The organism is Streptomyces sp. NPDC029164 (genome assembly GCF_055563995.1).
The window spans coordinates 41,160-63,028 of sequence record NZ_JBVHWW010000001.1 but is presented as its reverse complement, the minus strand read 5'-3'; the positions used below and the strand labels follow the sequence as shown (position 1 = coordinate 63,028).

16 protein-coding genes are annotated in these 21,869 nt (G+C 73.8%); 11 read left to right on the top strand and 5 right to left on the bottom strand.

From position 1 onward, the window contains the following. Positions 1-102: 102 nt before the first annotated feature. From ACZ4VT_RS00225 to ACZ4VT_RS00215, 3 genes are all read left to right on the top strand, one after another. On the top strand, positions 103-858 hold the full coding sequence (locus tag ACZ4VT_RS00225; RefSeq protein WP_467945178.1) for a hypothetical protein: 756 nt from the start codon (positions 103-105) through the stop codon (positions 856-858). A gap of 151 nt (positions 859-1,009) precedes the next feature. Continuing rightward, entirely contained in the window at positions 1,010-1,708 is a 699-nt protein-coding gene (locus ACZ4VT_RS00220; protein ID WP_467945176.1) for a sigma-70 family RNA polymerase sigma factor, read from the top strand. A gap of 123 nt (positions 1,709-1,831) precedes the next feature. Continuing rightward, entirely contained in the window at positions 1,832-2,905 is a 1,074-nt protein-coding gene (locus tag ACZ4VT_RS00215; RefSeq protein ID WP_467945174.1) for a PI-PLC domain-containing protein, read from the top strand. Positions 2,906-3,148: 243 nt separating this feature from the next. On the opposite strand, the gene ACZ4VT_RS00210 is transcribed toward ACZ4VT_RS00215, so the two are convergent. After that, positions 3,149-4,348, bottom strand: coding sequence for a S8 family peptidase (locus ACZ4VT_RS00210; RefSeq protein WP_467945171.1), 1,200 nt, complete (start codon positions 4,346-4,348; stop codon positions 3,149-3,151). A gap of 286 nt (positions 4,349-4,634) precedes the next feature. Between ACZ4VT_RS00210 and ACZ4VT_RS00205 the strand changes: the two genes are divergently transcribed. Then, positions 4,635-4,844, top strand: a complete 210-nt coding sequence (locus tag ACZ4VT_RS00205; protein WP_362805976.1) for a hypothetical protein — start codon at positions 4,635-4,637, stop codon at positions 4,842-4,844. A gap of 89 nt (positions 4,845-4,933) precedes the next feature. On the opposite strand, the gene ACZ4VT_RS00200 is transcribed toward ACZ4VT_RS00205, so the two are convergent. Continuing rightward, the gene (locus tag ACZ4VT_RS00200) at positions 4,934-6,439 is read right to left on the bottom strand and encodes an FAD-dependent monooxygenase (protein WP_467945167.1); all 1,506 of its coding nucleotides are present in this window, start codon (positions 6,437-6,439) and stop codon (positions 4,934-4,936) included. A 69-nt stretch (positions 6,440-6,508) separates the two neighbouring features. Between ACZ4VT_RS00200 and ACZ4VT_RS00195 the strand changes: the two genes are divergently transcribed. The 3 genes from ACZ4VT_RS00195 to ACZ4VT_RS00185 all read left to right on the top strand — a co-directional run bounded on the left by ACZ4VT_RS00195 (position 6,509) and on the right by ACZ4VT_RS00185 (position 10,997). After that, a complete protein-coding gene (locus ACZ4VT_RS00195; RefSeq protein ID WP_467945165.1) occupies positions 6,509-7,159 on the top strand; it encodes a TetR/AcrR family transcriptional regulator C-terminal domain-containing protein in 651 nt (216 codons plus the stop codon). A gap of 203 nt (positions 7,160-7,362) precedes the next feature. Then, complete coding sequence (locus ACZ4VT_RS00190) at positions 7,363-9,426, top strand: DUF4139 domain-containing protein (protein ID WP_467945163.1); 2,064 nt, start codon at positions 7,363-7,365, stop codon at positions 9,424-9,426. 8 nt (positions 9,427-9,434) lie between these two features. Next, positions 9,435-10,997, top strand: coding sequence for a DUF4139 domain-containing protein (locus ACZ4VT_RS00185; RefSeq protein WP_467945160.1), 1,563 nt, complete (start codon positions 9,435-9,437; stop codon positions 10,995-10,997). A 2-nt stretch (positions 10,998-10,999) separates the two neighbouring features. Here ACZ4VT_RS00185 and ACZ4VT_RS00180 read toward each other — a convergent pair whose 3' ends face one another. Continuing rightward, entirely contained in the window at positions 11,000-11,428 is a 429-nt protein-coding gene (locus ACZ4VT_RS00180) for a Fur family transcriptional regulator (RefSeq protein ID WP_467945156.1), read from the bottom strand. Positions 11,429-11,633: 205 nt separating this feature from the next. On the opposite strand from ACZ4VT_RS00180, the gene katG reads away from it, so the two are divergent. Then, positions 11,634-13,823 (top strand): catalase/peroxidase HPI, encoded by a 2,190-nt coding sequence (katG, locus tag ACZ4VT_RS00175; RefSeq protein WP_467945153.1) that lies wholly within the window; start codon positions 11,634-11,636, stop codon positions 13,821-13,823. A gap of 104 nt (positions 13,824-13,927) precedes the next feature. Beyond that, positions 13,928-14,284 carry a VOC family protein gene (locus tag ACZ4VT_RS00170; RefSeq protein WP_467945151.1) on the top strand — a complete coding sequence of 119 codons (357 nt, stop codon included), beginning with the start codon at positions 13,928-13,930 and terminating at the stop codon, positions 14,282-14,284. Positions 14,285-14,317: 33 nt separating this feature from the next. Here the strand turns inward: ACZ4VT_RS00170 and ACZ4VT_RS00165 are convergent, their stop codons facing one another. Further along, positions 14,318-16,342, bottom strand: a complete 2,025-nt coding sequence (locus ACZ4VT_RS00165) for a transcriptional regulator (protein ID WP_467945149.1) — start codon at positions 16,340-16,342, stop codon at positions 14,318-14,320. Between the two features lie 106 nt (positions 16,343-16,448). Between ACZ4VT_RS00165 and ACZ4VT_RS00160 the strand changes: the two genes are divergently transcribed. Next, positions 16,449-17,267, top strand: coding sequence for an alpha/beta fold hydrolase (locus tag ACZ4VT_RS00160; protein ID WP_467945147.1), 819 nt, complete (start codon positions 16,449-16,451; stop codon positions 17,265-17,267). Positions 17,268-17,327: 60 nt separating this feature from the next. Here the strand turns inward: ACZ4VT_RS00160 and recQ are convergent, their stop codons facing one another. Further along, positions 17,328-19,346: a DNA helicase RecQ gene (gene recQ / locus ACZ4VT_RS00155; protein WP_467945145.1), complete on the bottom strand. Its 2,019-nt coding sequence runs from the start codon at positions 19,344-19,346 to the stop codon at positions 17,328-17,330. 226 nt (positions 19,347-19,572) lie between these two features. Between recQ and ACZ4VT_RS00150 the strand changes: the two genes are divergently transcribed. Further along, entirely contained in the window at positions 19,573-21,840 is a 2,268-nt protein-coding gene (locus ACZ4VT_RS00150) for an MMPL family transporter (protein ID WP_467945143.1), read from the top strand. Positions 21,841-21,869: the final 29 nt, after the last annotated feature.

Here is a 21,869-nt window from a genome sequence, read left to right as displayed (position 1 = left end):
CTTGTCCAGAAGTGCGCAGCCTTCTTCGAAGTCCCGGACGCTGGTGCGAGGATGAGCCCCGCCATGAACCCGGGCCGATGTTCACGAGTCGTACGGGCTGCGATGTTCGCAGCCCTCTGCGTGCTGCTCGCGGCCACCGGCCACATCCTCATGTCGGGTACGGCGGTGCCCTGGTGGGCCCTGTCCGCAGCGTTCGCCGGCACGGCGGGGGCGGCCTGGGCCTTCGCCGGCCGTGAGCGGGGGCTGCTCGCCGTCACCGCCGCGGCCGTCACCGTCCAGGCCGGGCTCCACGCGGGGTTCTCCCTGGCCCAGTCCCTGGTCCACCCCGCCCTGCCCACCGGCACCTCGTTCGCCCACCAGTGGGCGGAGTACCTGACCTGCGGAGGCGGGGCGACCTCGGCCGTCTCCCCGCGCGAGGCGCCGAGGATGGTCACCGAGGCCGGGGCCGGCGGGCTGGTCTTCCGGCCACCGCCCGGCAGCGCGCTCTCCGATGCCACCGCCCACGGCCACCACGCCGTGCACGAGATGGCCGGCGCCGTGTCCGCGGGGACTCCGACGGCGGGCGCGGGCCACGACATGGGCGGCATGTCGCCGACGGCGATGCTCGTCGCCCACCTCGTGGCGGCGGTGGTGTGCGGCCTGTGGCTCGCCTACGGAGAGCGAGCCGCCTTCCGCATCCTGCGCTCCGTCGCCGGATGGCTCTGGACACCGCTGCGCCTGCTCCTCCGGCCGGCCGCGGCCGCGCACCCGCCGCGCGTCCTCGTACGCCGCGCGCGCCGGCGCCGCGCGCTGCGCCGGCTCCTCCTCGTCCACGCCATCACCTCACGGGGTCCCCCGACGGGAGCCGCTGTCGTCTGACAGCCGGTTCCCCGAGCACGCGTCGGCACCCGCGTTCACGTCCGCCCCCCGCGCCTCGGGCCTCGGCCCTGCCCTCCGGCAGGCCGTACACCCTTCACCGGCCCCGCCGCCGCGCGGCGCCGGTCACCCCTTCCCCGAAGGACCTGTGGCGATGACTCCTGCCCTGCCCACCCGGAACCGTCCCGCCGTCGAGCAGCCGGACCGGCACACCGCCGACGCGGCGGTGACCCGACTGGCCCTGGACGCCCGCGACGGCGACCCCGCGAAGGCCGACCGTTTCGTCCGCGCACTGCACCGCGACGTCTGGCGCTACGTCGCCTACCTCAGCGCCGACACCCAGGCCGCCGACGACCTCACCCAGGACGTGTTCCTGCGGGCCCTCGCCGCCCTTCCCCGCTTCGAGGGCCGGTCCTCGGCGCGCACCTGGCTGCTGTCCATCGCCCGCCGCACCGTCGTCGACAGCCTCCGCCACGCCGCGGCCCGGCCCCGGCTCTCGGACCGGTACGACTGGCAGACCGCCGCCGAGCAGACCCAGCCGCACGACGTGCCGGGCTTCGACGAGGGCGTCGCGCTGGCCGAACTCCTGGCCACGATCCCGGCCGAACGCCGGGAGGCCTTCGTCCTCACCCAGCTCCTGGGCCTGCCGTACGCCGACGCGGCCGAGGCCATCGGCTGCCCCATCGGCACCGTCCGCTCCCGCGTCGCCCGTGCCCGCACCTCCCTCATCGAACTGCTGACGGGCACCGCTCCGTCCGCGCCGCCCGCACGGGAGCACCCGCTCCCCGACCGGGAACCGCGGTTCGTCGCACCGGCCGTGCGCAAGGGTGCGCTCACCACGTCACCCGCCTGATCCGGCCGGGGCGCACGGGAGGGCCCGGCGTGACCGCCGCCCTCCCGTGGCCCCGCGCGGGCCGTGTGCGTACGGGGACTCCGCAATCGGGGGCCGGCGCGCTACCCTCCGCCCATGATTGACATGGGCATGGTAATAGACCGGGTGCGCGGACACCTCCGGAGGCGTACCGGCCGGCACGCCTTCGCCGGCCTCCTGCTGCTGGCCCTCCTCGGCACGGCGACCACCGCGGCCGCCTCGGCCCCGGCCCCGGCCCGCACCCCCTCCCCCGTCGCCGTCGCGCCGGACACGAGTGCGGCCGGCGCCGCGGCCGCCCGCTGGGGCGACCGGCGCCTGGACGAGGCCGCCTTCCTGACCACCCACAACGCCTTCACCAACTACGAGGACTCCCGGTGGAGTTCGGTGAACCAGGCCGAGTCGGTGCGCGCCCAGCTCGACAACGGGGTCCGCGGCCTGAGCCTGGACACGCACTGGTACGAGCGCAGCACCTGGCTGTGCGTCATCAGCTTCGGCAGCGACTGCTACCCCAGCGACGTCTACCTGTGCCACGGCGACTGCAAGACCTTCGCCGGGGCCACGTACGCGCTCCCCCGGCAGTCCCTCCACGGCACGATGCAGACCGTGGTGGACTTCCTCGCCGCCCATCCGCAGGAGGTCGTGACCGTCTTCCTCGAGGACTACGTCAGCGCCGGGCAGCTGGCGCAGTCCCTCGGCAGGGTCAGGGGGCTCTCCGAGATGGCGTTCCGGCCCGACGCGTGGGACGTGCGCGGGCACGACTGGCCGAAGGTGGCCGACCTCGTCACCGCCGGCAAGCGGCTGCTGATCTTCTCCGACCGCTCCGACCGCGAGCACCTGGGCGTCATGTACGACAAGTCCTGGACGGTGAGCAACTACTGGAGCCTCGGCGACCTGGGCAACGACCTCGGCTGCGTCAGCCGCTGGTCCGACCTGCCCCTGGACCGTCAGGAGCCGGGATTCCGGCGGCTGTTCACCATGAGCCACCACCGCAACGTGCCCACCGTCATGACGGCGGCCCTGGACAACGGCGCCAAACTGCGGGACCGCATCGCCGGTCAGTGCCGGACCGCCACCGGGGGACGCGACCCGAACTACGTCTCCGTCGACTTCCACCGGCTGTCGGACGGAAGCGGCCACACCCCCGCCTCGATCGTCGCGGAGCTCAACGCCCGCCCCTGAGGCCCGTACGCACGCGGGAGCGGGGGGGGGGGGGGGGGGGGGGGGGGGGGGGGGGGGGGGGGGGGGGGGGGGGGGGGGGGGGGGGGGGGGGGGGGGGGGGGGGGGGGGGGTCTGTCCCCCCCCCCCCCCCCCCCCCCCCCCCCCCCCCCCCCCCCCCCCCCCCCCCCCCCCCCCCCCCCCCCCCCCCCCCCCCCCCCCCCCCCGCTCCCGGTCACCGCGCTGGCGCAGGGACGCGATACCGCGTTACGGCGCTACCTTCAGCAGCTTGTTCGCGGTGCCGGAGGACGGGTTCTTGATGGCACCCTTCGTCGCGGTCCCGGTCAGCGCGGCGGCCGTGTCGGCGGGAGTCGCCGACGGGTGGGCCGCCAGGTAGAGGGCGGCGGCGCCCGCCACGTGCGGGGAGGCCATCGACGTCCCGGAGATCGTCTTGACGGCCGTGTCGCTGTCCTTCCAGGCCGACGTGATCTCCGAGCCGGGCGCGTACAGGTCCACCACTGAGCCGAAGTTCGAGAAGTCCGACTGCTGGTCGTCCTCGGTGCTCGACGCCACCGTGAGGGCCTCGGGCACCCGGGAGGGCGAGCCCTGGCCGGCGTCGGAGGACTCGTTGCCGGCCGCCACCGCGAAGGTGACGCCGGCGGCGACGGCCCGCTTGACGGCCGCGTCCAGCGCCTCGTCGGCGCCGCCGCCGAGGCTCATGTTGGCGACCGAAGGCCCGGAGTGGTTCTTCGTCACCCAGTCGATGCCCGCCACGACCTGCTCGGTCGTACCGGATCCGTTGTCGTCCAGCACCCGCACCGCGACGACCTTGGCCTTCTTGGCGACGCCGTGGGCGGTGCCGGCGATGGTGCCGGCCACGTGCGTGCCGTGGCCGTTGCCGTCGTCGGCGGTTTCGTCGTTGTCGACCGCGTCGAAACCGTGCTCGGCGCGGCCGCCGAAGTCCTTGTGCGAGATCCTGACGCCGGTGTCGATGACGTACGCCGTCACCCCCTGGCCGCCGCCGTCCGGGTACGTGTACTTCTGGTCGCCGGCCGTGGCCGCCTGGTCGATCCGGTCCAGACCCCAGGACGGGGGCTTCTCCTGTGTCTCATTGATGCGGAACCGCTTGTTCTGCACGACCGTGCCGACGGCGGGGTCCGCGGCGAGCCGCTTCGCCTCCTTCGGCGTCATACCGGACGCGGAGAATCCGTTGACCTGGGAGCCGTAGGAGCGCTCCAGCTTGCCGCCGTACTTCTTCGCCAAGTCCTCCTTGTTCGCGGATGCGTCGAGGATGACGACGAAACTGCCGTCCACGGCGTCCGGGGCGCCGAGTCCGTGCACCGTGCCTTCGGCCGGTGTGGCCGCCCCGGCAAGGGGGCTCGCAAACAGGGCCGCTGCAACCGCAGTTGCCGCGCCCGCGGCTATGCCCGCGTTGCGAAGAGCGTGGGATCGCTTGTGAGTTGCCATGGAAGAGGGTTCTCCTCGTGTTGACGTGTGGGGCGTCAAACGTTCTGGAGAACCCTGTTCCGATTGACAGGAGCAAATCAAGGGCGAACCCGGGGTAAGAGCTTCTTCAACAAGGTTTCTTAATAGACCCTCCGCACCGCCTCCATCTCGCACACATGTTCTTGTGAACCCCTTCACGTAATGGACACATGATCGTTTCGGCGGCGGGAGCCGGGCGCGTGTTTGGCGGGGGCCTGACGGGTTAGGCGCCCGCTGCCGGGAAAACCCGTGAGGAGTGTGAGCCGTCATGGGCACGGACAAGCAGCAGACGCCGGACACCGGCCGCGGGGAGCGGATCCGCGGGCGGTCGCCGGAACCGGACCAGCTGAAGACGGGCGGCCGACCGCGCAGCCCCGACGAGATCGCGCACGAGCGGGGCCGCGAGGACGCGACGATGCGTGACGTGATGCACGACCTGCGTGAGGAAGACCTGGACGACATGCGCGACGACCGCTGACGCGATCTGACGCGATCGCCCAGCCCCCACACCCCCATGACGGGCCAGTTCGTCCACGTCTGCAACGAGAACGCCTCGCCCTCCTGGAGCTAGCCCGTGATTCCGGCCGCATAGGAGGCCAGGCCCTCCGCGGTCGTGCCGGCCCAGCCGACATAGCCGTCGGGGCGGATGAGGAACACCCCGTCCCCGTACGCCTCGTACGAGGGGATCCGGACGGTACGGACGTCCGCGAGCCCGGGAAGTGCGGACGGGTCCGGCAGACCGGGCACGCCGGAAGCGTCACCGGAACCGGCACCGGTGCCGGTGCCGGTGCCGGCACCGACCGCCAGCAGCGTCCAGTGCGGCCCCCGGAACTCGTCGAACAGCCGGAGGCCGCTGCGCACCCCGTCCGGTGCGCGGTCACCCGCCCGCAGGGCCTGCTCGGCGAGGCCGTCGCGGGTCTCCACCGCGAGGGCCGAAGCCCGGTAGCCGATGCCGAGCTGCCGGGTGGCCTCGCCGCGCCGGGCCTCGCCTTGGTGGATGCGGGTGGACAGGCCGAGCATCTCGGCGGCCACCGGCAGCCGCTCCTCCTCGTAGGAGTCGAGGAGTGACGCGCCGGCTTCCCCGCTCAGCACGGCGGCCAGCTTCCAGCCCAGGTTGTAGGCGTCCTGGACGCTGGTGTTGAGGCCCTGCCCGCCGGCGGGCGAGTGCACGTGCGCACTGTCTCCGGCGAGGAACACCCGGCCGTCGCGGAAGCGGTCGGCCATCGCGGCCCTCGGCCGGAAGTCCGAGGCCCAGCGCACCTCCGTCACGTCGCCGGGAGCGAGGTGCGAGCGGGCGCCGACCAGCTTGCGGATCCCGTCGAGCGAGAGGTCCGGCTCGGTGCCCTCTTGGAACCCCGCCACCACCTGGAACTCCTCGGTCGCGGCCAGGGGCCAGACGGCGAGGTAGCCCCCGCCCTCGGCCGGCGGGAAGACGTGCATGTGGTCGCGGTCGAGGCCCTCGATGCGGACGTCGGCGACCAGCATCGGGCTCGGGTCCACGCTCTCGCCGGTCATGCCGATGCCCAGCGCCCGCCGCACGGTGGACCGGCCGCCGTCCGCGGCCACGGCGTACCGCGCCCGGACGGGCGGCCCGGAGACGAAGGTGGCCGTCACCCCCTCCGGGTCCTGCTCGATGCCGGCCAGCTCCCGGCCGAAGGTGATCTCCCCGCCCAGTTCCGCGAGCCGCGCGGCGAGGATCTCCTGCGTCCGCCACTGCGGCACCATCCAGGGCTCGGCGTACGGGGCACCCTCGGTCGGCACGGCCGCATCGAACATCCGGTGCCCGCCGGTGCGGACGCCGTCCTGCCAGATCACGCCGACCGGGTACGGGGCTCCGGCCGCCCGGATCGCGTCGTGCACGCCGAGGTCGTCGAGCACCTCCAGGGTGCGGGGCTGCAGCCCCTTGCCGCGCGATCCGGGGAAGAGGGAACCGGCCCGCTCGACGACGAGGGCGCCGACTCCGCGCCGGGCGAGGTCGATGGCCAGCGCCAGCCCGGTGGGGCCGGCTCCGACGATGAGCACCTCGGTGCGCTGTGCGCCGGCATGGGCGTGGACGGGGGCGTGCGTGTTCACGACATTCTCCTTAACGTTGTTAAGTGCTGCGCTCACCAGCATCCATTTAACGGTGTTAAGCTGCCAAGCGTGGCAACCCGGAAACCCCCCAAGCTGGACAAGAAGCAGGCCGTCGACACCGCATTGCGGCTGTTGAACGAGGTCGGCCTCGACGGACTGACCCTGCGCGCGATCGCCAAGGAGCTGGACGTCCAGGCGCCGGCCCTCTACTGGCACTTCAAGAACAAGCAGGAACTCCTCGACGAGATGGCCACCGAGATGTACCGCCGGATGGTCGCCGGGCAGCGGATCCCCTCCGGCGCCACCTGGCAGGAACGGCTGATGGTCTTCAACACCGGGCTGCGGGCCGCTCTGCTCGGCTACCGCGACGGCGCCAAGGTGTACAGCGGCTCCCGCTTCACCGGCACCGACCACGCGGTCCAGCTGGAGGAGAACCTCCGCGCCTTCGTCGCCGCCGGCTTCGAGCCCACCCAGGCCGTACGGGCCCTCACCACGGCCTACTACTTCACGCTGGGTTTCGTCACCGAGGAACAAGGGGTCGAACCCCTGCCGGGCGACCGTCGCGACGGCTTCGACGTCGACGAACGCGCCGCGCGCATGGCGGAGTTCCCCCTGGCGGCAGCCGCGGGAGCCGAGCTCTTCCAGGACTTCGCCGCGGGGTTCGAGGAGGGCCTGCGCCTGCTCATCGCGGGCATCGAGGCGCGCTACGGCATCGCCTGATCCGTCGTCATATCCGGGCGCCCCGTGCGCGTCGGCGCGCATCGCCTCCTCCCGTCCCGTGCGCCTGGCCCCGGTGACCCACGCTCACCCCGGCTCGGGCGTAGGCTTCGCCCATCGGCACGGCGGGGGCGGAGCACATGACGACGGAAACGGCAGACACGGCAGGGACAGCGGGAGTCTGGGGGGCGACCCTCGATTCGGTCGTGGTGTACGCGCAGGGGGCTCTCTGCCGCCGCGTGGCCCGCGGCAGCGTGCCGCCCGACGGCCGGGTACGGCTGCCGGGGCTGCCCCGCTCGCTGGACCCGGGCTCGCTGCGGGCCCGTGTCCTCGGCGCTCCCGGGGTGCGCGTCACCGAGGCCCGGGTGGAGGTCGAGGCCGAACCGCTCGGCGCGGGCACGCCCGACGCCCTGCGGCGCGAGGTCGAGCGGCTGGGCGACGTGTACGCGGCCGCGCAGGGACGCCGGAACCGGCAGCTCGGCCTGATCGAGGAGGTCCGGTCCCTCCACCCGGTGCCGCCTCCCCGCAAGCGCGACGATCCGCACCGCCGCACCCCCGTCGACGCGTGGCTGGAGCTGGCCGACTTCGTCGACGAGCGACTGGCGGCACTGCACGCCCGCCTCGTGCAGCTGGAGGAGGAACTCCGCATCGCCGAGCACGAGTTCTCCGTCGCCGCCGACCGGCTCGCCCGTGCCTCCACCGACGCGCCCTCCTCGCACGTGGAGACCACGGTCTGCGCGGCCCTGACCCTCGTGGGCGCCGGTGAGGACGAGGTGGAACTGGAGCTGGAGTACGGGGTGCCGGGCGCCGTCTGGGTGCCGGCCTACCGGCTCACCCACCGTCAGGGCGACGACAGCGGGCACCTGGTGCTGCGCGCCTCGGTCGCCCAGCGGACCGGCGAGGACTGGACGGGGGTGCGCATCGCCCTGGCCACCGCCGATCTCCGGCGCCGCACCGACCTGCCCAAGCTCCGCTCGGTCCGGATCGGACGCCGTCAGCCCGCCCCCGCGCCCTCCGGCTGGCGCGAGCCTCCCGCAGGACTGGCCGGCCTGTTCGCCGGGTACGAGGCGGCCGGCCCGCGCCCCGTCACGGCCGCCGCCCCCGCGGCTGTCGGGGCTGCCGCGGCCTACGTGACGTCCATGACGTCGGTGACCTCCGTGGGCGGCTCCGGGTACGGCCCCGTTCCGCCGCCGCCACCGCCGCCGCCCGCGCCGCAGGGCTACGGCGGCGCGATGCCCGACTTCGCGCTGCCGGCTCCCGCGCAGCCGGCCCCCGCGCAGTCCGCCGCCCCGCGGCCCGGTTCCAGGCCGCGGTCCGCGGCCCGGTCCTTCGCAGGAGCCCCCGCCGCGATGCCGGCCGCCGCCATGGCACCCCTGGCTCCCGCGGCTCCGGGCGGGGCTCCGCCGCCGCCCCCTCCGGAACCGGTGGCCGGTCCGCCACGGCCCAGCGGCGCCGAACTCGACTACGCCGCCCTCGTCCTGTGCGGCCCCGACGAGCAGGGCGGCCGCCGCGGCCGGCTCTTCCCCGGCTCGCCCGTCGACCCGGGGGCGGCCGAGTGCCGGCGCCGCGCCGAGGCGGTGGCCTCGCTGCCGCTGCCCGGACAGGCCGTGCGGCCCCGCGAGTCGGCGGGGTCCTTCGACCACCGCTTCGACGCCGCCGCACGCGCCGACGTCCCGTCGGACGGCACCTGGCACACCGTCACCGTCGCCGAGGTCCCGGTCGGCCTGCGCACCGAGTACCTCTGCGTGCCGTCGGTGGAGCAGACCGTGTACGCCACGCTGGTCCTCTCCAACGCCACCGACCAGGCACTGCTGGCCGGCCCGGTGGAGGTCGTCGTCGACAACGAGTTCCTGCTGACCGCCGCGCTGCCCACGCTCGCCCCCGGCGGGATCCGCCGCGTCGGGCTCGGGTCCGCCGAGGGCATCCGGGTCACCCGCCGTACGAACCTGCGCGAGTCGACCTCGGGCCTGCGCAACAACACCACCGTGCTCGACCACCACGTACACGTGGAGCTGGCCAACGGGCTGGCGCGGCCCGTCACCGTCGAAGTCCGCGAGCGGGTTCCGGTCACCTCCGATCCGGACGTCCGCATCGAGGAACGGGCCGACTGGACGGCGCCCGAGGAGGGCACGGAGCCCGAACACCACGCCCCGGGCACCCGCGTCTGGCGGCTGGAACTGCCCGCAGGCGCCACCGCCGCCCTCGACGGCGGCTACGAGATCCGCATCCCGACCGGCAAGGCCCTGGTCGGCGGCAACCGCAGGAGCTGACGCACCCCATGTCCACGGCCCCGAAGCCGATCGCCCTCCCCGTCACCGCCGTCACCTGTCTCGAGGACCGCGCCCACGTCGAGCGCACCGCCGTGCTCGACCTGGAGGCCGGGGTCCAGCGGCTGCGGCTCGGCCCGGTCAGTGCGCTGGCCGTCGACCGCACCCTGCATGCCGAGCTGACCGCCGAACACCCGGCGACCGTGCTCGACGTGCGGATCGTCCGCGGCTGGACCCCGCGCGGGCCGCTGCCGTCCGCCGCCGAGGACTCCGCGCTGCGCCACCGCGTCCACGCTCTCGAAGAGGAGCGGCTGGCCGCCGGGCAGCGGCGCGAGAGGCTGCGCGCCCGCCTCGACCTGCTCGGCCGCCTCACCGCCGACCTGCTGCGGGACATCGGCGAAGGCGCCGGTTCGGGGGAGGCCGAACAGCCCCGCTGGGCCCGCGAACTGGACCGGCTGGACGCCGAGCGCGATACGTGCGGCGAGCGACTGCGCACCGTGGAGGCCCGGCTGGCCGCCCTCGGCGCCGAACTCGGGGCCGTCCAGCGGGCCATGGACCTTTCCGAGGAGGAGCCCGCCGAGCTGCTCGCCCATGTCGAGCTGACGGTGGAGAGCGCGGTCGCCGGACCGGCCGGGCTGCGTCTGAGCCACCTCACCCCGTGCGCGCTGTGGCGGCCCGCCTACCGGGCCGTACTCGCCGGGGACGCCCTGACGCTGGAGACGGACGCGGTGGTCTGGCAGCGCACCGGGGAGGACTGGTCGGACGTACGGCTGACCCTGTCGACGGCGCGCTCGGCGCTGGCCACCGACCCGCCGCGGCTGGAGGAGGACCGGCTGACGCTGGGGGACCGCTCCGCGGCGGAGCGCCGCACGGTCGACGTCGAGCTGCGCGAGGAGGAGATCGGGGCCCTCGGCCCGGCCCCGGTGCTCGGCCTGCCCGGGGTGGACGACGGCGGCGAGGCGCGCGTCCTGCACTCCCCCGCGCCGGTCTCCGTGCCCGGGGACGGCCGCGCCCACCGGGTGCCGCTGTCCGTCTTCACCACGGCCGCCAGCAGCGAGTACGCCTGCTCACCGGAGGTCTCGCCGCTGGTCACCCAGGTGGTGCGGTTCGACAACCTGTCCGGTCACGCCCTGCTCGCCGGGCCGGTGGACCTGGTCCGCGGCAGCGGGTTCAGCGGCCGCGGCACGCTGGAGTTCACCGCCCCGGGCACCCCCGTCGAGCTGGCCTTCGGCAGCTGCGACGACCACGGTGTGGTCCGGCAGGCCGAGGAGACCCGCGATTCGGCCGGGATCATGCAGCGGACCGTGGTCACCCGTACGGTCCGGCTGCACCTGTCGCGGTTCTCCGCCCCCGGCGAGCGCGGTGACCGGGTGGTCGTGCTGCGGGAGCGGATCCCGGTCTCCGAGGTCTCGGCGGTGGAGGTGCGGCTGCGCAAGGAGGCCTGTTCCCCGCCGCCCGAGGTGGTCGACGCCGACGGCATCGCCCGCTGGGACGTCGCCCTCCCGCCCGGCGGCCGTCGCACGGTCACCCTGGTCTACGAGCTGTCGGCGAGCTCCAAGGTCGCCGGGCTCTGAGCTCACGCGTGCGGCGGACCTGAAGCGCAGGAGGGGCACAGCCCGCGGTAGGTGACCTCGGCCTCGGACACCGTGAAGCCGAAGCGTTCCTCCGCGGGAAGGCCGGCCAGGGGATCACCGGTCGGGTGGACGTCGCGGATGAGGCCGCAGCCGGAGCACACCAGGTGCTGGTGCGGATGGTGCGCGTTGGGGTCGTAGCGTTTGGCGCGGCCGTGCGCGGAGACCTCCACGACCTCACCGATCGAGACCAGTTCGCCCAGCGTGTTGTAGACGGTGGCCCGGGAGATCTCGGGCAGTCGCTCCGCCGCACGGGCGTGCACCTCGTCGGCCGTGAGGTGCACGTGCTCCCCGTCGAGGACCTCCGCCACGACGCGCCGCTGGGAGGCCATGCGCCAGCCGCGTCCTCGCAGCCGCTCCGTCAGGTCACTCATGCCGGTCCACCTCTCCCTTGCGCGCCGGGCCGCACCGGCCGCGCGGGGCCGGAACAACTCCCATTCCACTTCCGCTTCCGTCACCCTCTGCGTGTTCTCGTGGCTGCGCGGTCTGCGGTGCGCGACCATACGGACGCCGATACGCGCTGATTATCGGCGCCGTTCGTGAGCAAAGGGAAACACCGAGACAGGAAGAAGGACTGACGTGTCCGGCAGCGAAAGCGAGAACCCCGTCATCCCCGCCCCGGCCCCCACGCCGACTCGCCCCCGGGCGAACCGGGACTGGTGGCCGAATCAGCTGGACCTTCAGGTTCTCCACCAGAACTCGCCACTGTCCGATCCCATGGGTGAGGACTTCGACTACGCGAAAGAGTTCGCCTCCCTGGACCTCGACGCGCTGAAGCAGGACGTCTTCGAGCTGATGACGGCCTCGCAGGAGTGGTGGCCCGCCGACTACGGCCACTACGGGCCGCTCTTCATCCGGATGAGCTGGCATGCCGCGGGCACCTACCGCATCGAGGACGGCCGGGGTGGCGGCGGCTCCGGCGCCCAGCGCTTCGCCCCGCTCAACAGCTGGCCGGACAACGCGAGCCTCGACAAGGCGCGCCGTCTGCTCTGGCCGGTGAAGCAGAAGTACGGCCGGAAGATCTCATGGGCCGATCTTCTGATTTTCGCCGGTAACTGCGCGATGGAATCCATGGGGTTCAAGACGTTCGGTTTCGGATTCGGACGAGAGGACATCTGGGAGCCCGAAGAGGTTTTCTGGGGGCCCGAGGACACGTGGCTCGGGGACGAGCGCTACAGCGGCGACCGGGAACTCACCGGTCCTTTCGGCGCCGTGCAGATGGGACTGATCTACGTCAATCCGGAGGGGCCCAACGGCAATCCGGATCCGATCGCCGCCGCCAAGGACATCCGCGAGACGTTCAAGCGCATGGCGATGAACGACGAGGAGACGGTCGCGCTCATCGTCGGCGGTCACACGTTCGGCAAGTGCCACGGCGCGGTCGGGCCCGAGTACATCGGTCCGGAACCCGAGGCCTGCCCGATCGAGCAGCAGGGCCTCGGCTGGAAGAACTCGTACGGCAGCGGCAGTGGTGTCGACGCGCTCACCAGTGGGATCGAGGGCGCGTGGACCTCCGAGCCGACGAAGTGGGACAACGGGTACCTGGACAACCTGTTCCGCTACGACTGGGAGCTGACGACGAGCCCGGCCGGCGCGCACCAGTGGACCCCGAAGGATCCCTCGGCCCAGGGCACGGTGCCCGACGCCCACGATCCGTCGAAGCGGCACGCTCCCATGATGCTGACGACGGACCTCTCGCTGAAGCTGGATCCGGTCTACGCGCCGATCTCGAAGGCCTTCCACGAGAACCCGGACCGGCTGGCGAAGGCGTTCGCCAAGGCCTGGTACAAGCTGCTGCACCGCGACATGGGCCCCCTCTCGCGTTACCTGGGCCCGTGGATCCCGGAGCCGCAGCTGTGGCAGGACCCCGTACCCGCGGTCGATCACGCGCTGGTCGGGGACGCGGAGATCGCCGACCTCAAGGCCCGGATCCTCGCCTCCGGGCTGTCGGTCCCCCAGCTGGTCACCACGGCGTGGGCGGCGGCCGCGAGCTTCCGCGGCACGGACAAGCGGGGCGGGGCCAACGGGGCCCGGATCCGGCTCGCTCCGCAGAAGGACTGGGAGGTCAACGCCCTGCCCGAGGTGGCCGAGACGCTGCGGGCCCTGGAGCGGATCCAGCAGGACTTCAACGGCTCGCAGACCGGGGCGGTGAAGGTGTCGCTCGCCGACCTGATCGTCCTGGGCGGGTGCGCGGCGGTGGAGCAGGCCGCGAAGAAGGCCGGGCACGCCGTCACGGTCCCGTTCGCACCGGGGCGCACGGACGCCTCGCAGGAGCAGACCGACGTGGAGGCGTTCGCCGTACTCGAGCCGCGGGCGGACGGGTTCCGCAACTACCTCCCGGCGGGAGAGAAGCTGTCGCCGGAGACCCTGCTGCTGGACCGCGCCAACCTGCTGACGCTGACGGCGCCCGAGATGACGGTCCTGGTCGGCGGCATGCGGGCCCTGAACGCCGGCTTCGGGGGGACCTCCCACGGTGTCCTCACCCAGCGGCCGGAGACGTTGACCAACGACTTCTTCGTCAACCTGCTCGACATGGGTACGGAGTGGAAGGCGTCGGCCACGGCGGAGAACGTGTTCGAAGGCCAGGACGTCGCCACGGGCAAGGCCAAGTGGACCGCCACCGCCGTCGACCTCGTGTTCGGTTCGCACTCCCAGCTCCGGGCCCTCTCGGAGGTCTACGCGTCCAAGGACGCGGGAGAGAAGTTCGTACGCGATTTCGTGGCGGCCTGGGACAAGGTGATGACCCTCGACCGCTTCGACCTCGCCTGAGCCCGAGGTCCCGGCCGGCCCTCACCGGCCGGCCGGGACCCTGCGGTCCGACCGGTGCGTGGTGGCGCCGGGGCCCGGCGCGGTCACGCGGTTAGGCTCGGAGCATGGCACTGGAGTGGGAGCAGCTCGTCGTCGACGCCGGGGACCCCGCCGCCCTGGGCCGCTGGTGGGCGCAGGCCCTGGGATGGGTCGTCGTGAACGACGATCCGGACGAGTACGAGATCCGAGCGGCCCCCGAACGGCTGCCGGGGCTGCTCTTCGTACCGGTGCCGGACACCAAGACGGTGAAGAACCGCCTCCACCTCGACTTCCGCCCCGACGACCAGGAGGCGGAGGTACGGCGCCTGCTGGCGCACGGCGCGCGCCCGGCCGACGTCGGGCAGGGCCCCGAGGTGACGTGGGTCGTGCTCGCGGATCCCGAGGGCAACGAGTTCTGCGTCCTGGCCCCGCGCCGTACCTGACCTGGCGGTCACCCCGCCCGGCGCCGCCCCTGGTCAGACGGACCACGGAGAGGGAACGCGCGGGTCGGGGACGTAGGCGCAGTAGGTCCCCGTGCGGATCGTGCGGTCGAGGTGGTCGGCGAGCTCCGGAGCGGCTTCGCGGAGGTGGCCGATGGCCTTGCGCACGGCCTGGGTGACGGCGGCACGGGCCCGTTCGGAGGCGACGCCGGCGCGGCGGTCGCGTCCGCCGAGGCCGACGGCGCGGGCGAGTTCGTCGATCAGGAAGGCGCGTTCCAGTTCGGTCTGTTCGCGCCGGGCGATGTCGTGGTCGGCGCGGGCCTCCTCGATGTCCTCGTCGATCTCGGCGAGCCTTCGGCGGTACATGTCCTTGGCCCGGCCGTCCAGGAGGGGGCCGAGGTCGCCGGCGCGGGAGAGCCCGGCGGCCGCTTCGGGGTCGTCGCTGTCGGCGGCCACGAGGTCGAGGACGTGGAACTCGCGGCCGGGCGCGGCGAGCAGCCGGGCCAGGTGGTGCATGCCCTTGCTGTCGCGGACGCTCACGCGCCGGTCGTCGAGGACGACCTTCCAGTAGTCGCCCTCCCGGACGAAGGTGTTCGGCTCGGGCGGGGCCGCGGGCGGCTCGTCGGCCGCCGGCGCGCGGGCGATCCGGTCCAGTTCGGTACGCGCCGCCTCCCGTTCCAGGGTCTCGCCCCGGAGGTTTCCCAGAGCCCGGTGGGCGTCCGCGAGCCGCAGCCGGCACTCGGCCGTCTCGTAGGGGGCGCCGAGCTCGCTCCAGGCCCGGACGGCGTCGGCGAACAGAGCCGACGCGCCGCTCGCGTCGCCCTCGGCGAGCAGGACTTCGCCCCGCGCCCGCACGGCCGCGGCGGCGAGCGCGCTGCTTTCGAAGCGGACGGCGACCTCCGCGAGCTCGCGGGCCGCGTCCCGTGCCGTCTCCACGTCGCCGCGGGCCAGGGCGATCCTCACCTGGGCGTCCAGCAGGGGTGCCCGCCGCAGCCCGGTGGCGGGCGGCTGCTCCTTCGACGGCACCGGCAGCGGCCGGACCAGCGCCTCCCGGATCGCGGCCGCCGCGGTGTCGGCGTCGCCGCCGGCGAGCCGGACGAGCGAGAGCCCGGGTTCGGGATCCCATCCCAGGCGGTGCGCGGCGAGCAGCGCCTCCTCGGCCCCGCTCAGGTCGCCGCGCCGCAGCCTGATCCGGCCCAGTTCGGTCAGCGGCCAGCCCAGCTCGCGGCGCAGGTAGGGGCGCAGCTCGTCGCAGGCCAGCAGCACCTGCCGTTCGGCGCCGGCGCACTGGCCGCGCAGGCGCAGGATCTCGGCCCGGTGCACCCGGCACCGGCCGTGCAGGCTGCCGATCGCGTTCGTGCGCGCCCAGCGCTCCATCGCCTCGGTCCACTGCTCGGCCAGGTCGTACTGGGCCAGGCCCTGCAGGGCGCACACCAGCTCGCAGTAGACGACTCCGGTCGACAGCGGGTCGAGGTCCCCGGACATCGCCGCCGCCCCGGCGTCGTCGAGGAGCCCCAGACCCCGCTCGACGTCTCCGTCGAGGATCACCAGCCGGGCCTGCGCCACGCGCCCGAGCGCGGCTGCCGCCGGATCGGTGCGCGAGCCGGTCCCGACCGCCCGCCCGGCCCAGTCCCGGGCCGCTTCGAGGTCGCCGCTGAGGAACCGCTCGAAGGTGCGCACCACCGCGAACCACGCGTGAGCGGGGGTCTCCGAGGCGGGGTCGAGGAGGCGTTCCGCCCGCCGCAGCCACCCCCGTACCGGTGCCATGAGCGCGGTGTCGAACAGCAGGTGCATGGCCACCCGTACGGCGGCCCCGGCCGCCCCGTTGTCCTCGCCGAGGCCGGCCAGCCGCGCGTGGAGCCGCTCCCAGGTCTCGATCGTCACGTCGAGGTGGCCCGCGGCGTAGGCGACGCCCGCGAACTCGGCGAGCTCCGCCGGGCCCAGCCCGCCCGGCTCCTCCCGGGCCGCCAGATAGCCCTCGTACGCCTGCGCCCACGCGCCGGTGGCGGCGGCGTTCCGTGCCCGCTCCAGCGCGGTCCCTTCGGCGGAGGCATGAGTCATGGAGGTCTTCCTTCGCCGTGCCGGTGGTCCCGGGGGCGGGCGGGTTACGGCGGTAACGGGCCCGCTTACGCCTCCATGGTGAGCCACAACCTCAGTGGAGGACATCATGGACACCATCACGGTGAACGGCATCCGGCTGGAACACGAGATCCGCGGAACCGGGGAGCCGGTCCTGCTGATCAGCCCGGTCCTCGCCGACGGGTTCGCCCCGCTCGTCGCGGAACCGGCACTGGCCGGGAACCACCGGCTCATCCGCTATCACAAGCGGGGCTGGAGCGGCAGCACCCACACCCCCGGGCCGGTCTCCGTAGCCGATCACGCGGCTGACGCCCTCGCGCTGCTCGACCACCTCGGCATCGGGTGCGTCCACGTCGCCGGACACTCCAGCGGCGCGGCGGTCGCCGCGCAGCTCGCCCAGGACCGCCCCGACCGCATCGCCACGGTCACCCTGCTGGAGCTCTCGCTGCTGTCGGTGCCCGCGGGCGAGGCGTTCTTCGCCCAGGCGGCGCCGGCGTTCCAGGCGTACGCCGACGGGGACGCCGAACGCGCCCTCGGGCTGTTCCTGTCCCTGGTCAGCGGCATGGAACCGGAACGCTGCCGGGCGCTGCTCGACGAGCGTGTGCCGGGCAGCGTCGAGCAGGCGGTCAAGGACGCCGACACGTTCTTCGGAATCGAGCTGCCCGCCCTGGCCGCGTGGCGGTTCGGGCCGGACGACGCGGCGGCGATCCGCCGGCCGGTGCTGTCCGTGCTGGGAAGCGCGACCCGGCCTCTGTGGGTGGAGGTCGCGGAGTTCCTCCGCTCGACCGTGCCCGACGTCGAGGAGCGCGTCATCGACGGGGTGGGGCATCTGCTCCACATCGAACGGTCCCGGCCTGTCGCCGAGGAGATGGCCCGCTTCCTGGCCCGTCACCCGATCGGATCCTGACGGCGGGAGCCCGGCAGGCGGCCTGCCTGCCGGGCTCCCGGTCCGGTCGCCGCGGACCGGCTACTGCCAGTCCTCCCACGGCGGTTCCTCGTCCAGGTCGAAGGGCGGCTCTTCGTCGGGCGGGCCGTCGAGGGCCGGCCGGGCCGATCCGGCCGGCGGCGCCGCGGCGGGCCCGGCCCCGGCGGCGGCAGCGGGGGCGGGAGTGGTGGCGGGGGCGGGGGTGGTGGCGTTGCACTCCGCCAGGGTGTCGAGGACGCCCTGGGCGTACTTGGCGAGCTTGGCCTCGCCGACCCCGCCGATGGTGCCCAGCTCCGCCTCGGTGGCGGGAAGTCGCGTCGCGATCTCCCGCAGCGTCGCGTCGTGGAAGACGACGTACGCCGGTACGCCCTGCTCGCGTGCCGTCGCGGCCCGCCAGGCGCGCAGCGCCAGGAAGAACGGCTCGGCCCCGGCCGGCAGGTCGACGGGGACGCGGGCGCCCTTCCCGGAGCGCGACCCGGACTCCTTCTTCGCCGGGCCGGCCGGCGCCTTCTCCTTGCGCATCAGGACGCTGCGGCGCCCGCCCAGCACCTCGCCGCTGTCGTCCGTCAGCACGAGCGTCCCGTAGTCGCCCTCCACCGCCAGCAGCCGCGACGCCAGCAGCCGGCGCACGACACCGCGCCACTCCGCGGTGCTCAGATCGGCTCCGATGCCGAACACCGAGAGCGCGTCGTGGTCGAACTGGATGACCTTGGCGGTCTTCTTGCCCTGCAGGATGTCGATGATCTGGCCGGCGCCGAACTTCTGGCGCCGCTCCCGCGCGAGCCGCCACACCGTGGACAGCAGTTTCTGCGCCGGGACCGTCCCGTCCCAGGACTCGGCCGGTGTCAGGCAGGTGTCGCAGTTGCCGCACGGCTCGCCCGACTGCCCGAAGTACTCCAGCAGCCGCGTCCGGCGGCAGTCGACCGTCTCGCAGAGCGCCAGCATGGCGTCCAGGTGCATGCCGAGGGACCGGCGGTGGGCCTCGTCGCCCTCGGAGCCCTCGATGAGCTTGCGCTGCTGGACCACGTCCTGCAGGCCGTAGGCCAGCCACGCCGTGGCCGGCTCCCCGTCGCGGCCGGCGCGGCCGGTCTCCTGGTAGTAGCCCTCGACCGACTTCGGCAGGTCCAGGTGCGCGACGAAGCGCACGTCCGGCTTGTCGATGCCCATGCCGAAGGCGATCGTGGCCACCACCACGACCCCGTCCTCCCGCAGGAAGCGCGCCTGGTTGGCCGCGCGCGTCCGGGCGTCCATTCCGGCGTGGTACGCGACGGCGTCGATGCCCTGCTCCGCCAGGAAGGCCGCGGTCTTCTCCACCGAGGCCCGCGAGAGGCAGTAGACGACTCCGGCGTCCCCGTCGTGCTCGGTGCGGATCAGGTCGAGGAGCTGCCGCTGCGGGTTGCTCTTCGGGACGATCCGGTACTGGATGTTCGGCCGGTCGAAGCTGGCGACGAAGTGCCGGGCGTCCTCCAGGCCGAGCCGGGCGACGATCTCGGCGTGGGTGGCTTCGGTGGCCGTCGCCGTCAGCGCGATCCGCGGCACCTTCGGCCAGCGCTCGTGCAGCATCGACAGCGCGAGGTAGTCGGGCCGGAAGTCGTGGCCCCACTGGGCGACGCAGTGCGCCTCGTCGATCGCGAAGAGCGACACCTTGCCGCGGTCGAGCAGCCGCTGGGTGCCCTCGGTGCGCAGCCGCTCGGGGGCCAGGTAGAGGAGGTCCAGCTCGTCGGCGAGGAAGGCCTGCTCGACGGCCTGCCGCTCGTAGGGGTCCTGCGTGGAATTGAGGAACCCGGCCCGCACCCCGAGGGCGGTGAGCGCGTTCACCTGGTCCTGCATCAGCGCGATGAGCGGCGAGATCACGACGCCCGTGCCGTCTCTGACGAGCGCCGGGATCTGGTAGCAGAGCGATTTGCCGCCGCCGGTGGGCATCAGGACGAGGGCGTCACCGCCGCCGACGACCTGGTCGATGATCTCCTGCTGCTCGCCGCGGAAGGAGCTGTAACCGAAGACGCGGTGCAGCACCTGCAGAGCATCGGAGATTTCGTGGGAGGTGTCCGGAGCGGCCATTCGAGAAGCCTAGCGGCACCCACGGACACCCCTGGTCCACTCACCGGAACCTGTGGACAACCGGCCGTCAGAGCGGGCCCGTCGGCTCCTGTCAAGGTACGAACAGCCGGGGCTACGACCCCGTCCCTCCTCCGGGCACGGTGGAAATCGACCGTCCCTGCGCCAGTGCAGGACCGATACACCACCCGGATCGGAGCCTTCCGTGTCCCGTCGCGCAGGGGTCTTCGTGACCCGTCGCCCCCGACTCGTGCTCTTCGCCGCGCTCGCGTTCCTCGTCCTGTCCGCCGTTTTCGGCGCGGGGGCGACCGGCCGGCTGAAGTCGCAGGGATACGACGACCCGCGCTCCGAGTCCAGCCGCGCCGCCCAGTCGGCGGCCGGGGGCCTGGGGGCGTCCCCGAACCTGGTCGTCGTCGCGCAGGCCCGCGGCGGGTCCGTCGACGACGCCGCGGCCCGCGGCGAGGGCGAGGCCCTGACCCGCCGCCTCGCCGCCCTGCCCCACGTCAGCGCCGTGACCTCGTACTGGACGGGCGGCGCGGCCGAGCTGCGCGGTCGCGACGGCGACGCGGCCATGCTGGTCGCGCACGTCGACGGCGAGGGGGAGCAGCTCGGAGCCCGGGTGAAGGAGCTGAAGCGGGAACTGACCGGCCCGGGCGCTCGCGAGAGGGCCCTGACCCTGCACGTGGGAGGGACGGCGCTCGTCGACGCCGAGCTCCAGGACCTCTCGGAGTCCGACCTCAAGCGGGCCGAGTCCGTCGTCCTGCCGGGAACCCTGATCCTGCTGGTCCTGGTCTTCGGCAGTGTCGTGGCCGCCGCGCTGCCGCTGCTGATCGGCGTTCTGGCGATCGCCGGGACGCTGCTGGTCCTGAGCGTCCTCGGCTCCGTCACCGACGTGTCCGTGTTCGCGCTGAACCTCACCACGGCGCTCGGCCTGGGGCTGGGCATCGACTACGGGCTGCTGATCGTCTCCCGCTTCCGTGAGGAGCTCGCCGACGGGTACCGGCCGCGCACCGCCGCCATCCGGACCGTGCGCACCGCGGGCCACACCATCGTCTTCAGTGCCGCCACGGTCTCCGCGGCGCTCGCGACGCTGCTGGTGTTCCCGCCGTACTTCCTGCGCTCCTTCGCCTACGCGGGCATCGCCGTGGTGGTGATCGCGGCGGTGAGCGCCCTGACCGTACTGCCGGCCCTGCTCGTGCTGCTCGGCAAGCGGGTGAACGCCTGGGCCGTGCCGTGGCGCCGCCGGGTCCACGGCGGCTCGCGGTCCCGCTTCTGGGAGGGGCTGGCGCGGATCGTCGTACGCCGCCCGCTGGTCGCGGCGCTGCCGGTGATCGGGCTGCTGCTGGTGCTCGCGGCGCCGTTCGCACACGCCGGTTTCGCCACTCCCGACGACCGGGCGCTGCCGGTGAGCGCGTCCAGCCGGCGGACCGGGGACCTGGTGCGCGGCTCGTTCGACATGAAGGGCTCCAGCGCGCTCACGGTCGTCGTCACGGGTACGGCGTCCCCGTCGGCGCGGGAGGACTACGCCCGTCGGCTGTCCGCGCTCCCGCAGGTCGCCCAGGTCGTGGGTGCCGAGGGCAGCTTCCGGCACGGGGAGGAGGCGACGGTGTCCGGGCCCGCGGCCGGCTCCGCCGGTACGGCGGCCGGGTCCGCCGGCGAAGGCCCGGCGCGGCTCTCCGTGGTGCCGCTGGCCGACCCCCAGTCGCGCGCGGCCCAGCAGCTCGTGCGCGACATCCGCTCCGCTCCCGTCCCGGCGGGCACCGAGGTCCTCGTCGGCGGACCGAGCGCGGTCCTGGTCGACGCCAAGGCCACCGTGGGAGACCGGATCCCGCTGGCGCTCTCCTTGATCACCCTGACCACCTTCGCGCTGCTGTTCGGCTTCACGCGCAGCCTGCTCCTGCCGGTCAAGGCGATCGCGCTGAACGCCCTGAGCCTCGCGGCCGTCCTCGGTGCCATGGTGTGGATCTTCCAGTCGGGCCATCTGCACCACCTGCTCGGTTTCACGCCCGGACCGCTCAGCACGACCATGCCGGTGCTGCTGTTCTGCATCGTCTTCGGCCTGTCGGTGGACTACGAGGTGTTCGTCCTCGCCCGCATCAAGGAGGCGCACGACGCCGGGCAGGACGACCGCGCGTCGATCGTCTCCGGCATCGCCCGCACCGGAGGGATCGTCACGACCGCCGGCGCCCTGCTCGCCTTCACCCTGCTGAGCTTCGGCACCTCCCAGGTGTCCCTCCTGCAGTTCTTCGGGATCGGCGCGGGCCTCGGTGTCCTGCTCGACGCCACGCTCGTCCGCGGAGTCCTCGTACCGGCGCTCATGCGTCTGGCGGGCGGCCTGAACTGGTGGGCACCGCGGCTGCCGAGGTCCAAGGCGCCGCGCCCGGTGCCCCTGCCTCCCCCGCCCCGGAGGTGCCCGCCGGGCCGGTGTCCCCCACACGGCCGCGCCGCGGTCCGTACGCCCGCCCGCCCCCACGCGCGCGCACCCGCGGGCCGCTGACCGGCCGGGGCACGGGCCCCGGCCCCGTA